This window comes from Burkholderia sp. AW49-1 (assembly GCF_053427845.1).
Map to the genome: position 1 here is coordinate 18396 of NZ_JBSAXF010000018.1, position 14704 is coordinate 33099.

Genomic DNA, 14704 nt, shown 5'->3' on the forward strand with positions numbered 1-14704 from the left:
TGTTGTCCCCCCGCCTTATTTGCCGCCGAGCGTTACAAACAGGGTCAGGAGCCCCAGCATGCCGATGATCATGGCGAACGCGTAGTGATAGATGTAACCGGATTGGAGGAAGCGGATCACGCCGGCGAACCAGCCGATGAACCGCGCGCTGCCGTTGACGAGGCCATCGATCACGACGACGTCGCCTTCCTTCCACAGGCCGCGGCCGATCGCCACCGAACCACGGGCGAACACCACTTCGTTGATCTTGTCCATGTAGTACTTGTTGTCCAGCAGCGTGTAGATCGGACCGAACGCGCGGCGGATCGACGCCGGCAGCTCCGGACGCTTCAGGTACAGGAACCACGCGACGACGACACCGGCGAGCGCCAGCCACACCGGCAGGCCCGACACCGAGTGCAGACCCATGCCCACCCAGCCGTGGAACTCTTCGGCCATCTCGGCCAGTGCCGGATGGTTTTCGCCGATGAAGATCACCTTGTCGAACGCGACGCCGTGCTGGAAGAAGTCGCCGAACAGCATCGGGCCGATCGCGATCGCACCGATGATCACCGACGGAATTGCCAGCAGGACCAGCGGCACCCACACGACCCACGGGGTCTCGTGCGGCTCGTGCGCGTGATCGTCATGACCGTGGCCATGGCCGTGATCGTCGTGGCCGTGCGCGGCCGCCATGCCCATCGGCGATTCCGGATGCTTCGGCTTGCGGAAGCGCTCTTCGCCGTGGAACACCAGGAAGTACATGCGGAACGAGTACAGCGCCGTGACGAACACGCTCGCGACGACAGCGAAGTACGCGAAGCCCGAACCCGGCAGGTGCGACAGCTTCACCGCGTCGATGATCGAGTCCTTCGAGTAGAAGCCCGAGAAGAACGGCGTACCGATCAGCGCCAGCGAACCGACGAGCGACGTGATCCACGTGATCGGCATGTACTTGCGCAGGCCGCCCATGTTGCGCATGTCCTGGTCGTGGTGCATGCCCATGATCACCGAACCGGCGCCGAGGAACAGCAGCGCCTTGAAGAACGCGTGCGTCATCAGGTGGAATACGGCGACCGGGTAAGCGGACACGCCGAGCGCGACGGTCATGTAGCCGAGCTGCGACAGCGTCGAGTACGCGACGACACGCTTGATGTCGTTCTGGACGATGCCGAGGAAGCCCATGAACAGTGCCGTGATCGCACCGATCACCGTGATGAACGACAGCGCGGTATCCGACAGTTCGAACAGCGGCGACATGCGCGACACCATGAAGATGCCGGCCGTCACCATCGTCGCCGCGTGAATCAGCGCGGAGATCGGGGTCGGGCCTTCCATCGAGTCGGGCAGCCACACGTGCAGCGGGAACTGCGCCGATTTACCCATCGCGCCGATGAACAGGCAGATACAGGCGACGGTCAGCAGGCCCCAGTCGGTGCCCGGGAAGTGCAGGCTCGCGAGTTCGGCACGCTTCGCGAACACTTCGCCGTAGTTCATCGAACCCGCGAACGCCAGCAGCAGGCCGATGCCCAGCAGGAAGCCGAAGTCGCCCACGCGGTTCACGAGGAACGCCTTCATGTTCGCGTAGATCGCGCTCTCACGCGTGAAGTAGAAGCCGATCAGCAGGTACGACACCAGACCCACCGCTTCCCAGCCGAAGAACAGCTGCAGGAAGTTGTTGCTCATCACGAGCATCAGCATCGAGAACGTGAACAGCGAGATATACGAGAAGAAGCGCTGGTAGCCGTCTTCTTCCGACATGTAGCCGATCGTGTACACGTGCACCATCAGCGAGACGAAGGTTACGACGACCATCATCATCGCGGTCAGCGAATCGACGAGGAAGCCGACTTCGAGTTTCAGCGAGCCGACGTTCATCCATTCGTAGACGGTCGCGTTGAAGCTCGCGCCGCCCATCACGTCGAGGAAGACTTTCGCCGACAGGAGGAACGCGATCAATACGCCGAGGATCGTGATCCGGTGTGCGCCCTTGCGCCCCACTGCGTTCCCGAACAGCCCCGCAATCAGCGAGCCGGCCAGCGGAGCGAGCGGAATCGCCAGCAGCAGGTTTTCATTGAGTGTCGTTGACATAACAGCGTTGCCTGAAATTAACCTTTGAGCTGATCGAGATCCTCGACATTGATCGTGTCGAGCTTGCGGAACAGGGTCACCAGAATCGCGAGACCGATCGCGGCTTCCGCTGCGGCGACGGTCAGCACGAAGAACACGAAGATCTGGCCGTGCACGTCGCCGAGGTAGTGGGAAAACGCGACGAAGTTGGTGTTCACCGCCAGCAGCATCAGTTCGATCGCCATCAGGATGATGATGATGTTGCGGCGGTTCAGGAAGATCCCGACGATCGCGATCGCAAAGAGGATCGCGCCGAGCACGAGGTAATGAGCAAGAGTCAGCATGGTTTTCTTTTCCTCCGCTTAGCCGTTGGTGCTCGTACCGGCTTCGCTCTGCGCCGTTTCCGGCTGCGGCTTGTCCGCTTCCATCTTCACGAGGCGCACGCGGTCATTGCGGCGCACCTTGACCTGATCCGACACGCGCTGGCGCTTGCTGTCCTTGCCCTTGCGCTCGGTCAGCCCGATCGCGGCGATGATCGCGACCAGCAGCACCAGGCCGGCGATTTCGAACGCGAAGATGTAGTCGGTGTAGATCACCTTGCCGATCAGGCGCGTGTTCGACCAGTCGGCCATCGCGCCCGTCGCCATCGCGTGCACCGTGTGCGTGTCGCCGTAGCCGCGCCACAGGATCAGCGCGGTCTCGACCACGATGATCGCGCCGACGACGGTCGCCATCGGTACGAAGCGCTTGAAGTCGCGGCGCAGGTAATCGATGTTGATGTCCAGCATCATCACGACGAACAGGAACAGCACCATCACGGCGCCCACGTACACCAGCACCAGCAGGATCGCGAGGAACTCCGCTTCCAGCAGCATCCAGATCGCGGCGGCGTTGAAGAACGCCAGCACAAGGAAAAGCGCAGACGCCACCGGGTTGCGCGAAGTGATCACCTTCAGCCCTGATACCACCAGGAGCAGCGCGAAGATGTAGAACAGTACGGTCGTGAATTCCATGATTACCGGTTCATCGTTAGGCCATAGTCAGGCGCGGCTTGCGGGACGCTCTCGCGTGCCGCACCCGTCGCGGCGGCTCGGCCCGTTCATGCCGGGCCGGCACTGCAAACACAATCAACGATACGGCGCGTCGGCGGCCTTCGCCGCAGCGATGTCCTTCTCGTAGCGATCGCCCACCGCGAGCAGCATTTCCTTCGTGAAATACAGGTCGCCGCGCTTTTCGCCGTGGTACTCGAGGATCTGCGTCTCGACGATCGAATCGACCGGGCAGCTTTCCTCGCAGAAACCGCAGAAGATGCACTTCGTCAGGTCGATGTCGTAGCGCGTCGTGCGGCGCGTGTTGTCCGCGCGCGTTTCCGACTCGATCGTGATCGCCATCGCGGGGCACACGGCCTCGCAGAGCTTGCACGCGATGCAGCGCTCTTCGCCGTTTTCATAGCGGCGCAGCGCATGCAGCCCGCGGAAACGCGGCGAAATCGGGGTCTTCTCTTCCGGGAACTGCACGGTGAACTTGCGCCGGAACGTGTAACGACCGGTCAGCGCGAGCCCCTTCAGCAGCTCCGTCAGGAAGAAGGTCTTAAAGAAGTGTTGGATTGCCGTCATGATTTCGTCCGATCTTTACTTCACCCAGATGTTGAGCGGCGACATCATCCAGAAGCCGACCACGACCACCCAGATCACCGTGACGGGCAGGAACACCTTCCAGCCCAGACGCATGATCTGGTCGTAACGGTAGCGCGGGAACGTCGCGCGCACCCAGATGAACACCGACAGCAGCGCGAATACCTTCAGCACCAGCCAGAAGATGCCCGGAATGAACGACAGGAATTCGAACGGTGCGTCCCAGCCGCCGAGGAACAGCGTCGCGGCCAGCGCCGAGATCACGATCATGTTGATGTACTCGGCGAGGAAAAACAGCGCGAACGCCATACCCGAGTAATCGATCATGTGACCCGCGACGATCTCCGACTCCCCTTCCACCACGTCGAACGGGTGACGGTTCGTTTCGGCGATGCCGGACACGAAGTAGACGACGAACGCCGGCAGCAGCGGCAGCCAGTTCCACGACAGGAAGTTCACGCCGTGGCCTGCGAAGAAGCCGTGCTGTTGCGAGCCGACGATTTCCGACAGGTTCAGGCTGCCGGCCGTCATCAGCACGAGCACCAGCGCGAAGCCCATCGAAATCTCGTACGACACCATCTGCGCCGCAGCGCGCATCGCGCCGAGGAACGCGTACTTCGAGTTCGACGCCCAGCCGGCGAGAATCACCGCGTACACGCCGATCGACGAGATCGCCATCGCATACAGCAGGCCCGCGTTCACGTTCGCGAGCACGGCCTCGGCCTGGAACGGGATCACCGCCCACACGGCGAACGCCGGCACGACGGTCATGACCGGCGCGATCAGGTACAGCCAACGGCTGGCGGCGCTCGGCTGAATCACTTCCTTCAGCAGCAGCTTCAGCACGTCGGCGATCGGCTGCAGCAGGCCGCCGGGGCCGACGCGGTTCGGGCCGAGACGCACGTGCATCCAGCCGATCAGCTTGCGTTCCCACAGAATCAGGTACGCGACGCACAGCAGGATCACGACGGCGACGACGAGGATGCGCACGACGGCCCACACCGTCGGCCACGCGACGCCGAGAAGCTGGGCTCCGCCCGCGTTGATCGTATCGAACAAGCTCATTTACGCCTTCTCCACCACCAGTTCACCGGACAGGCTGCCGAGCGCTGCGCCGGCAGGCGTCGCCGCCGACACGCGAACGACCGTCTCCGCAAGATTCGCGTCGCGCACGGCCGGCAACTGCACCGTACGCTCGCCCTGGCGCACGCGCACCGCGTCGCCTTCCTTCAAGCCCAGCTTGTCGAACAGCGCGGCCGGCAGGGCTGCGGCGTTCGCCATCTTCGCGGCGGCCGTCAGGTGCAGCGCGCCGGCGCGGCGCACGAGTGCGTCGGCATGATAGATCGGCACGTCGGCGAGGCGCTCGAAGCCGCCGTTCGCGGCAGCTGCCGCGACGCGTGCCGGCGCGACCGACGCCTGGTTCGACAGGCGCTTCGCGACGCCTGCGTCGCCGAGCGCCGCGAGACGCACTTCTTCCGCCGTTTCATATTCGAAGTTCGGCAGGCCGAGCAGGCTGCCGAGCACGCGCAGCACCTTCCACGCCGGACGCGTATCGCCGAGCGGACGCACGACGCCGTTGAAGCTCTGCACCGAGCCTTCCGCGTTCACGTACGTGCCTGCCGTTTCCGTGAACGGCGCGATCGGCAGCAGCACGTCGGCGTAATCGAGGCCGTGCTTGAACGGCGACATCACGACGACCATTTCGGCCTGGTTCAGCGCGGCAAGTGCCTGCGCCGGATCGGCCGTGTCGAATTCCGGTTCGACGTTCAGCAGCACGTAGCCCTTGCGCGGCTGCGCGAACGCTTCGCGTGCGTTCAGGCCGCCCTCGCCCGGCAGTGCGCCGACGACGTGCGCGCCGACCGTGTTCGCCGCTTCCGTCAGGAAACCGAACGTGGCGCCGGTGTTGTCGGCGATCCACTGTGCAACGGCGTGCAGCTTCGCGAATTGCGGGTGACGGACGGCCGCATTGCCGAGCAGCACCGCGCGGCGCTCGCCGTTCGCGAGCGACTGGGCGACTGCTTGTGCTGCCGGCGATGCGGTGACGCCCGCCAGCGCGTCCGGCAGCGCGACGCCGCGCAGTTGCGCGACGGCGGCGGCGATGCCGGCCAGCTCGTCGAGCCATGCCGACGGCGCGGCGACGATGCGCTTCGCGGTCGGGATCAGCGAGTCGTCGGCAGTCGCGTGCAGGAAATGCAGCTTCGCGCCGTTCTTCGCGGCCTGGCGCAGGCGCGCGGCAAACAGCGGGTGGTCGCGGCGCAGGAACGAACCGACGATGAACGCGGCATCCACGCTCGACAGATCGGCGATCGGCATGCCGAGCCACGGTGCGCCCTGGACCGGCGCCGAGAAATCTTGTTGACGCAGACGGAAGTCGACGTTCGGCGTTTTCAGTTCGCTGGCGAGCTGCTTCACGAGGAACAGCTCTTCAGCGGTGCTGTGCGCGCTCGCGAGCATCGCCAGCGCGTTCGCGCCGTGATCCGCGGCGATGCCCTTCAGGCCCTTCGCGACATATTCGAGCGCGGTCTGCCAGTCGGTCTCGATCCACTGGCCGCCCTGCTTCAGCATCGGCTTCGTCAGGCGCTCTTCACTGTTCAGGCCTTCGTACGAGAAACGATCCTTGTCCGAGATCCAGCATTCGTTGATCGCTTCGTTCTCGAACGGCAACACGCGCATCACGCGGTTGTTCTTCACCTGCACGACGAGGTTCGCGCCGACCGAATCGTGCGGGCTCACCGACTTGCGGCGCGACAGTTCCCACGTACGGGCGCTGTAGCGGAACGGCTTGCTGGTCAGCGCGCCGACCGGGCACAGGTCGATCATGTTGCCCGACAGTTCGGAGTCGACCGTCTTGCCGACGAACGTCGTGATTTCCGAGTGCTCGCCGCGACCCAGCATGCCGAGCTCCATCACGCCGGCGATTTCCTGGCCGAAGCGGACGCAGCGCGTGCAGTGGATGCAGCGCGACATTTCTTCCATCGAGATCAGCGGGCCCACGTTCTTGTGGAACACCACGCGCTTTTCTTCCGAGTAGCGCGACGACGACTTGCCGTAGCCGACCGCCAGATCCTGCAGCTGGCATTCGCCGCCCTGATCGCAGATCGGGCAGTCGAGCGGGTGGTTGATGAGGAGGAATTCCATCACCGACTGCTGCGCCTTCACGGCCTTGTCGGACTGCGTGCGCACGATCATGCCGGCCGACACGGGCGTCGCGCAGGCAGGCACGGCCTTCGGCATCTTCTCGACTTCGACGAGACACATCCGGCAGTTGGCCGCGACCGACAGTTTCTTGTGATAGCAGAAGTGAGGAATGTACGTATCCGCCTTGTGCGCAGCCTGGATCACCATGCTGCCTTCGGGCACCTCGACCTTCTTGCCGTCTATTTCAAGTTCAACCATGATGGTGAATGGTCCTTAACCTATTTCCGCCCGTTCGCGCCTTCGCCCGACCGTGCGCTCAAATTCCGCAACCGGTGCTTCGCTTCAGGCTGCCGCCGCGTGCGCGTGGCCGCCGACCATGCAGTGCTTGTGCTCGACGTGGTACGCGAATTCGTCCCAGTAATGCTTGAGCATCCCGCGTACCGGCATCGCCGCCGCATCGCCGAGCGCGCAGATCGTGCGGCCCATGATGTTCTCGGCAACCGAGTTCAGCAGGTCCAGATCTTCCTGGCGACCTTCGCCGTGCTCGATACGATTCACGACGCGATACAGCCAGCCGGTGCCTTCACGGCACGGCGTGCACTGGCCGCACGATTCCTCGTAGTAGAAGTACGACAGGCGCAGCAGCGAACGCACCATGCAGCGCGTCTCGTCCATCACGATCACCGCGCCGGAGCCGAGCATCGAGCCCGCCTTCGCGATCGAGTCGTAATCGAGATCGGTCTGCATCATGATGTCGCCCGGGATCACCGGTGCCGACGAACCGCCCGGAATCACGGCCTTGATCTTGCGCCCGCCGCGCATCCCGCCGGCGAGCTCCATCAGCGTCGCGAACGGCGTGCCGAGCGGCACTTCATAGTTGCCCGGACGCTCGACGTCGCCCGACACCGAGAAGATCTTCGTGCCGCCGTTGTTCGGCTTGCCGATCTCGAGGTAATTCTGCGGCCCGATGGACAGCAGGAACGGCACCGCGGCAAACGTCTCGGTGTTGTTGATCGTGGTCGGCTTGCCATACACGCCGAAGCTCGCCGGGAACGGCGGCTTGAAGCGCGGCTGGCCCTTCTTGCCTTCGAGCGACTCGAGCAGCGCCGTTTCCTCTCCGCAGATGTACGCGCCGTAACCGTGGTGCGCGTGCAGCTGGAACGAGAATTCCGAGCCCATGATGTTGTCGCCGAGGAAACCCGCGGCACGCGCTTCATCGAGCGCGGCCTCGAAGCGTCGATACACTTCGAAGATTTCGCCGTGGATGTAGTTGTAGCCGACGGTGATGCCCATCGCGTACGCGCCGATGGCCATGCCTTCGATCAGTGCGTGCGGGTTCCAGCGCAGGATGTCGCGATCCTTGAACGTGCCCGGTTCGCCTTCGTCCGAATTGCAGACGAGGTACTTCTGCCCCGGGAACTGGCGCGGCATGAAGCTCCACTTCAGGCCGGTCGGGAAGCCCGCACCGCCACGGCCACGCAGGCCCGACGCCTTCACGTCGGCGATCACCTGCTCCGGCGGAATCTTTTCTTCGAGAATGCGGCGCAGCTGCTTGTAGCCGCCGCGGGCAACGTAGTCTTCGAGATGCCAGTTCTCGCCGTTCAGACCAGCGAGGATCAGCGGTTTGATGTGACGGTCGTGGAGGGACGTCATTTCGAGAGCTCCTCAAGCAGCTGGTCGATCTTCTCGCGGCTCATGAAGCTGCACATTCTGTGATTGTTCACCAGCAGCACCGGCGCATCGCCGCACGAGCCCATGCATTCGCCTTCCTTCAGCGTGAACTTGCCGTCGGGCGTGGTCTCGCCGAAGCCGATGCCCAGCTTCTGTTTCAGGTAGTCGGCAGTCGCTTCCGCGCCGCCGTGCGGGCCAAGCTGGCACGGCAGGTTCGTGCAGAGCGTGATCTTGTGCTTGCCGACCGGTTTGAGCTCGTACATCGTGTAGAACGTCGCGACTTCCTGCACGGCGACGGCCGGCATGCCGAGATAGTCCGCGACGAACTGCATCAGTTCGGGCGACAGCCAGCCGTGCTCTTCCTGAGCGACGGCCAACGCCGACATCACGGCGGACTGTTTCTGATCGGCGGGATACTTCGTCAACGCTCGATCGATTTCCTTCAGGCCTTCAGCTGAGATCATTTTCAGACACGACTCTTTCAATTCCTACCGAACGAACAACCTGCCGCACTGCTGTGCAAGGACGGCAGACCTGGCGCTCACTGTTGACAGCTTGCGAAGCCGCGCCGGTTCAGCGCGCATCGCGTGTGACTTACTGCTCGCCGCCCGCTCGCGCGGGCGGCGCGACCATTAGCGATCGATTTCGCCGAACACGATGTCCTGCGTACCGATGATCGTGACGGCGTCGGCAATCATGTGACCGCGCGCCATTTCGTCGAGCGACGCGAGGTGCGCGAAGCCCGGTGCGCGGATCTTGAGGCGATATGGCTTGTTGGCACCATCCGACACGAGGTAGATGCCGAATTCGCCCTTCGGATGCTCGACAGCTGCGTACGCCTCGCCTTCCGGCACGTGAAAACCTTCGGTGAAGAGCTTGAAGTGGTGAATCAAGTCTTCCATGTTGGTCTTCATGCCGACGCGCGACGGCGGCGCAACCTTGTGATTGTCGGTCATCACCGGGCCCGGATTCTTGCGGAGCCACTCAATACACTGTTTCGCGATGCGAATCGACTGGCGCATTTCCTCGACTCGCACCAGATAGCGGTCGTAGCAGTCGCCGTTCACGCCGACCGGCACGTCGAAATCCATGCGGTCGTACACTTCGTACGGCTGCTTCTTGCGCAGATCCCACGCGATACCCGAGCCGCGCAGCATCGGACCCGTCAGGCCCATCTGCAGCGCACGCTCCGGGCTGACGACGCCGATCCCGACCAGACGCTGTTTCCAGATCCGGTTGTCGGTCAGCAGCGTTTCGTATTCGTCGACGCACTTCGGGAAGCGCGTGAAAAAATCGTCGATGAAGTCGAGCACCGAGCCGCTGCGCGCTTCGTTCATCTTCGCGAGCGCCTTCTCGTTGCGAATCTTCGACGCCTTGTATTGCGGCATTGCGTCAGGCAGGTCGCGGTAGACGCCGCCCGGACGGTAGTACGCCGCGTGCATCCGGGCACCGGACACCGCTTCGTACACGTCCATCAGGTCTTCGCGCTCGCGGAATGCATACAGGAACACCGCCATCGCGCCGACGTCGAGTGCGTGCGCGCCGATCCACATCAGGTGGTTGAGCACGCGCGTGATCTCGTCGAACAGCACGCGGATGTACTGTGCGCGCTCCGGCACGTCGATGCCGAGCAGACGCTCGATCGCGAGCACGTAGCCGTGCTCGTTGACCATCATCGACACGTAGTCGAGACGGTCCATGTACGGCACGGACTGGATGAAGGTCTTGCTTTCCGCGAGCTTTTCAGTCGCACGATGCAGCAGGCCGATGTGCGGATCGGCGCGCTGGATGACTTCGCCGTCGAGCTCGAGCACGAGGCGCAGCACGCCGTGCGCTGCCGGGTGCTGCGGGCCGAAGTTGAGGGTGTAGTTCTTGATTTCTGCCATGACGCCCCCTTAATGTTTCAGACCGCCATAGCGATCCTCGCGGATCACGCGCGGCGTGATTTCGCGCGGCTCGATCGTCACCGGCTGGTAGACGACGCGCTTCTCTTCCGGGTCGTACCGCATTTCGACATAGCCCGACACCGGGAAGTCCTTGCGGAACGGATGGCCGATGAAGCCGTAGTCAGTGAGGATGCGGCGCAGATCGGGGTGCCCCTCGAACACGAGGCCGTACAGGTCGAACGCTTCGCGCTCGTACCAGTTTGCGGAGGTCCAGATATCGACGAGCGATGCCACGATCGGCAGATCGTCGTCCGGCGCGAACACGCGCAGGCGCAGGCGCCAGTTGTTCGTGACCGACAGCAGCTGCGACACGGCCGCGAAACGCGGGCCGTCGTAGGCGCCGTCGCCGTAGGTCTGGTAGTCGACGCCGCAGAGGTCGATCAGTTGCTCGAAACGGAGCTTCGGATCGTCGCGCAGCATCTTTGCGACTTCGAGGTAATCGCTCGCCTTCACGACGAGCGTCAGTTCACCGATCGCTTCGGTGAGGCTCACCACGCGCGCGCCGAGCGCGGCTTCGAGGTTTGCCTTGAGGGTCTCGATTTTGCTTGCCATATTGAGGGGACGCTCGGGGCTTTATTGACGGGCGATGGTATTGGTGCGGCGGATCTTCGCCTGCAGCTGGATCACACCGTAGACCAGCGCCTCGGCCGTGGGCGGGCAGCCCGGCACGTAGACGTCGACCGGCACGATCCGGTCGCAACCGCGGACCACCGAGTACGAGTAGTGGTAGTAACCGCCACCGTTCGCGCACGACCCCATCGAGATCACCCAGCGCGGCTCGGCCATCTGGTCGTACACGCGGCGCAATGCCGGCGCCATCTTGTTGCACAGCGTGCCGGCGACGATCATCACGTCCGACTGACGCGGGCTCGGACGGAACACGACCCCGAACCGGTCCAGGTCATAACGGGCCGCGCCCGCATGCATCATCTCGACGGCGCAACACGCGAGCCCGAACGTCATCGGCCACAGCGAGCCGGTACGCGTCCAGTTGATCAGCTTGTCAGCCGTCGTGGTGACAAACCCTTCCTTCAAGACCCCTTCGATACTCATTTGCTTTCCACTCCAGACGAGCGGCCCAGCGTGGCCGCCCATGCAAACCGGCGATTAACCCATCACTCCCAGTCGAGGCCGCCTTTCTTCCAGATATAGGCAAAGCCCAGCAGGAATTCGAGCAGAAAAATCATCATTGCGATGAAACCCGGCCAGCCGATGTCCCGGAGCGCGACGCCCCACGGAAACAGGAATGCGGTTTCGAGATCGAAGATGATGAACAGGATGGCGACGAGGTAGTACCGGACGTCGAATTTCATCCGGGCGTCTTCAAAGGCTTCGAAGCCGCACTCATACGGTGCGTTCTTCTCGACGTCCGGCTTATTGGGACCAAGGAGCTTGCCGATGCTGACCAGCGCTATACCTAAACCAGTGCCCACGAGGAGGAACAACAAGACGGGGTAATAGGCTGCGAGGTTCAAGGCAATCCTCTATCGGTTGGTTCTGAGCGTCCGGAGAATACCACTTCCGGCGGAAGGAATCATTTCGGAGTGCGTGCGATCACAAGACAATCGCAAGGCACACCCCAGAAATGAAAAATGCCAGCCACTAGAAGCGGCTGGCATTGAGTAACTTTGGTGCCGACGGCGAGACTCGAACTCGCACAGCTTTCGCCACTACCCCCTCAAGATAGCGTGTCTACCAATTTCACCACGTCGGCACTGCATGCAACTCGGGTTGTGCTGCTTGTTTCCCGCGAATCGCTTCAAGAATTAAATTCTAACCCGAGTTCCAGATTTGTTCAACGCACAAACGCAAAAAATTCGACTTTTTATTTCGGGACATCCTGGCCCGGCGCGCTCGCCGCCGACCCTGCGGCAGCGGACGCCGCGACGGCAGGCGCCGACGCTGCGGGCGCCGATGCCGGCGCGGTTGCGGCCGTGCCGAGCACGCCTGCCGACGGCGTCGACTTGTACGAACCGAGGTACGTCAGCGCGAGCGTCGCGACGAAGAAAATCGTCGCGAGAATGCCCGTCGTGCGCGACAGGAAGTTCGCGGAGCCGGTTGCACCGAACAGGCTGCCCGACGCGCCGCTACCGAATGCAGCGCCCATGTCGGCACCCTTGCCGTGCTGCAGCAGCACGAGTCCGATCACACCGAGCGCAGACAGCACCTGCACGACAATAATCAGCGTCTTGAATAACAGCATCACACCCACCCGATTGGATCAGGCAACCGGACCGCCCGGCCGCCATCATGGTTCAAATCGATCCCGGACCGCTCAACGTGCGGCCCGGCAGATCGCCAGGAAATCTTCCGCCTTCAGCGACGCGCCGCCGATCAGGCCGCCGTCGATGTCCGGCTGCGCGAACAGCTCTTCCGCGTTGTCCGGCTTCACGCTGCCGCCGTACAGCACCGATACGTCCGCCGCCCCCTTCGCCGCGAGACGCGCACGCAGGAATGCGTGCACGTCCTGTGCCTGCGCCGACGTCGCACTCTTGCCCGTGCCGATCGCCCAGACCGGCTCGTATGCGACGACGATGCGGGCGGCCTCGTCAGCCGTCAGCGCGGCCAGCACGGCGTCGAGCTGCGCACCGACCACCTGCTCGGTCGCGCCCGCTTCGCGCTCGTCGAGCGTTTCACCGACACACACGACGGGCGTGAGGCCCGCCGCGAGCGCGCGCTGCGTCTTGGCGGCGACGGTTTCGTTGCGCTCGCCGTGATACGCGCGACGCTCCGAGTGACCGACGATCGCGTACTGCGCGCCGAACTCCGCCACCATCGCGGCCGCCACTTCACCGGTGAACGCGCCCTGCTCGTGCGCGGACACGTCCTGCGCGCCGAATGCGACACGGCCGCCGGCGAGCTGCGCCTGAACCTGCGCGAGATACGGGAACGGCACGCATACGCCGACCGACGTTTCGGCCGGCACCGCGCCCACGCCCTGCACCACTTCCTTCAGCAATGCCTGGTTGCCGGCCAGCCGGCCGTGCATCTTCCAGTTGCCGATCACTCGCTTCGTTCGTTGTTTCGACATCGTGTCTGTCTCGTCACTATCTTGTCATTAACGCACCGGAAACCGGCCCGTCAGGTTGGATCTGGCGAAGCAAACCCGCGATTTTACTGCGCGCGGCTTGAACCGGTCAAACCGCGCATGTCAAGCCCGCCGCACGGGCCGTCACGCGTTCGCGCCCCAATCAAGCACGATCTTGCCGATGTGCTCGCCGCTTTCCATTAGCGCATGCGCCTGCGCGGCCGCCCCTGCCGGCAGCACACGGTAGATGACGGGCTTGATTCGACCGTCCGCGAGCAGCGGCCAGACGCGCGCCTTCAGCTGCGCCGCGATGCGCGCCTTGAATTCGACCGGACGCGGACGCAGCGTCGAGCCCGTCACCGTCAGCCGGCGGCGGAGGATTTCATTCAGGTTGACCTCGGCCTTCGCGCCGCCGAGCAACGCGATCAGCACGAGGCGGCCGCCATCCGCGAGCGCGGACAGTTCACGCGGCACGTACGAGCCCGCGACCATGTCGAGGATCACGTCGACGCCGCGATCGTGCGTCAGCGACTTGACTACCTCGACGAAGTCCTCGGTCTTGTAGTTGATTGCACGCTCGGCGCCGAGCGCCTCGCACGCGCGGCATTTGTCGGCATTCCCGGCCGTCGCGAACACGCGAAAGCCGAGCGCGTGCGCGATCTGGATCGCCGTCACGCCGATCCCGCTCGAGCCGCCCTGCACGAGCAGCGTTTCCTGCTCGCCGCCTTCGCCCGCGCCGAGCAGCGCACGGTCGAACACGTTGCTCCACACCGTGAAGAAGGTTTCGGGCAGCGATGCGGCTTCGATGTCGGTCAGTCCGTCGGGCACCGGCAGGCATTGCGGCAGCGGCGCAACCGCATATTCGGCATAGCCGCCGCCCGCGAGCAGCGCGCAGACGCGATCGCCCAGCTTCAGGCCGAACGGATTCAGCGCCGCATCCGACAGGTCGCCGCCGACGATCTCGCCCGCGACCTCGAGGCCCGGCAGATCCGACGCACCCGGCGGCGGCGCATACGCGCCCTTGCGCTGGAATACGTCCGGCCGGTTCACGCCGGAAGCCGTCACCTTGATCAGCACTTCGCCGCGCTTCGGTTCGGGGCGCGGACGCTCCGCGAGCTTCAGCACGTCGGGGGCGCCGAATTCGGTGATTTCGATGGCTTTCATGGTGGTCGCTCCAGGATCAGTCGGGGGGCGCACCCGTGCGCGGCACGGGCGCCTCGCCGGCGCTGCTGCGCCGC

15 protein-coding genes and 1 tRNA gene are annotated in these 14704 nt (G+C 63.9%); all 16 read right to left on the reverse strand.

The window, feature by feature from the left end; all coding sequences use genetic code 11:
* Nucleotides 1-15: 15 nt before the first annotated feature.
* The 16 genes from nuoL to ACV22W_RS23710 all read right to left on the reverse strand — a co-directional run bounded on the left by nuoL (nt 16) and on the right by ACV22W_RS23710 (nt 14630).
* Nucleotides 16-2070: an NADH-quinone oxidoreductase subunit L gene (nuoL, locus tag ACV22W_RS23635; protein WP_059533198.1), complete on the reverse strand. Its 2055-nt coding sequence runs from the start codon at nt 2068-2070 to the stop codon at nt 16-18.
* A gap of 17 nt (nt 2071-2087) precedes the next feature.
* On the reverse strand, nt 2088-2393 hold the full coding sequence (gene nuoK, locus ACV22W_RS23640; protein ID WP_004185739.1) for an NADH-quinone oxidoreductase subunit NuoK: 306 nt from the start codon (nt 2391-2393) through the stop codon (nt 2088-2090).
* Nucleotides 2394-2411: 18 nt separating this feature from the next.
* Nucleotides 2412-3062, reverse strand: coding sequence for an NADH-quinone oxidoreductase subunit J (locus ACV22W_RS23645; RefSeq protein ID WP_059533200.1), 651 nt, complete (start codon nt 3060-3062; stop codon nt 2412-2414).
* Nucleotides 3063-3176: 114 nt separating this feature from the next.
* Complete coding sequence (gene nuoI, locus ACV22W_RS23650; protein WP_011885529.1) at nt 3177-3665, reverse strand: NADH-quinone oxidoreductase subunit NuoI; 489 nt, start codon at nt 3663-3665, stop codon at nt 3177-3179.
* Nucleotides 3666-3680: 15 nt separating this feature from the next.
* A complete protein-coding gene (nuoH, locus tag ACV22W_RS23655) occupies nt 3681-4748 on the reverse strand; it encodes an NADH-quinone oxidoreductase subunit NuoH (protein ID WP_059533202.1) in 1068 nt (355 codons plus the stop codon).
* The gene (gene nuoG / locus ACV22W_RS23660; RefSeq protein WP_448022125.1) at nt 4749-7079 is read right to left on the reverse strand and encodes an NADH-quinone oxidoreductase subunit NuoG; all 2331 of its coding nucleotides are present in this window, start codon (nt 7077-7079) and stop codon (nt 4749-4751) included. It abuts the gene before it with no gap.
* Nucleotides 7080-7163: 84 nt separating this feature from the next.
* Nucleotides 7164-8474, reverse strand: a complete 1311-nt coding sequence (gene nuoF, locus ACV22W_RS23665) for an NADH-quinone oxidoreductase subunit NuoF (protein WP_006756904.1) — start codon at nt 8472-8474, stop codon at nt 7164-7166.
* Nucleotides 8471-8956, reverse strand: coding sequence for an NADH-quinone oxidoreductase subunit NuoE (nuoE, locus tag ACV22W_RS23670; RefSeq protein WP_006478266.1), 486 nt, complete (start codon nt 8954-8956; stop codon nt 8471-8473). The genes nuoF and nuoE overlap by 4 nt, the downstream gene beginning before the upstream one ends.
* A gap of 168 nt (nt 8957-9124) precedes the next feature.
* Nucleotides 9125-10378 carry an NADH-quinone oxidoreductase subunit D gene (locus ACV22W_RS23675; protein WP_006750459.1) on the reverse strand — a complete coding sequence of 418 codons (1254 nt, stop codon included), beginning with the start codon at nt 10376-10378 and terminating at the stop codon, nt 9125-9127.
* Between the two features lie 9 nt (nt 10379-10387).
* A complete protein-coding gene (locus ACV22W_RS23680) occupies nt 10388-10990 on the reverse strand; it encodes an NADH-quinone oxidoreductase subunit C (protein ID WP_059502607.1) in 603 nt (200 codons plus the stop codon).
* A gap of 21 nt (nt 10991-11011) precedes the next feature.
* Nucleotides 11012-11491, reverse strand: coding sequence for a NuoB/complex I 20 kDa subunit family protein (locus tag ACV22W_RS23685; protein WP_006398799.1), 480 nt, complete (start codon nt 11489-11491; stop codon nt 11012-11014).
* Nucleotides 11492-11553: 62 nt separating this feature from the next.
* Nucleotides 11554-11913, reverse strand: coding sequence for an NADH-quinone oxidoreductase subunit A (locus ACV22W_RS23690; protein ID WP_006398798.1), 360 nt, complete (start codon nt 11911-11913; stop codon nt 11554-11556).
* A 154-nt stretch (nt 11914-12067) separates the two neighbouring features.
* Nucleotides 12068-12152: transfer RNA gene (locus ACV22W_RS23695), tRNA-Leu, on the reverse strand.
* Nucleotides 12153-12263: 111 nt separating this feature from the next.
* Nucleotides 12264-12641, reverse strand: coding sequence for a preprotein translocase subunit SecG (secG, locus tag ACV22W_RS23700; RefSeq protein WP_059533209.1), 378 nt, complete (start codon nt 12639-12641; stop codon nt 12264-12266).
* 72 nt (nt 12642-12713) lie between these two features.
* Nucleotides 12714-13469, reverse strand: a complete 756-nt coding sequence (gene tpiA / locus ACV22W_RS23705; protein ID WP_448022127.1) for a triose-phosphate isomerase — start codon at nt 13467-13469, stop codon at nt 12714-12716.
* A 141-nt stretch (nt 13470-13610) separates the two neighbouring features.
* Nucleotides 13611-14630: an NAD(P)H-quinone oxidoreductase gene (locus tag ACV22W_RS23710; protein WP_448022129.1), complete on the reverse strand. Its 1020-nt coding sequence runs from the start codon at nt 14628-14630 to the stop codon at nt 13611-13613.
* Nucleotides 14631-14704 lie beyond the last annotated feature (74 nt).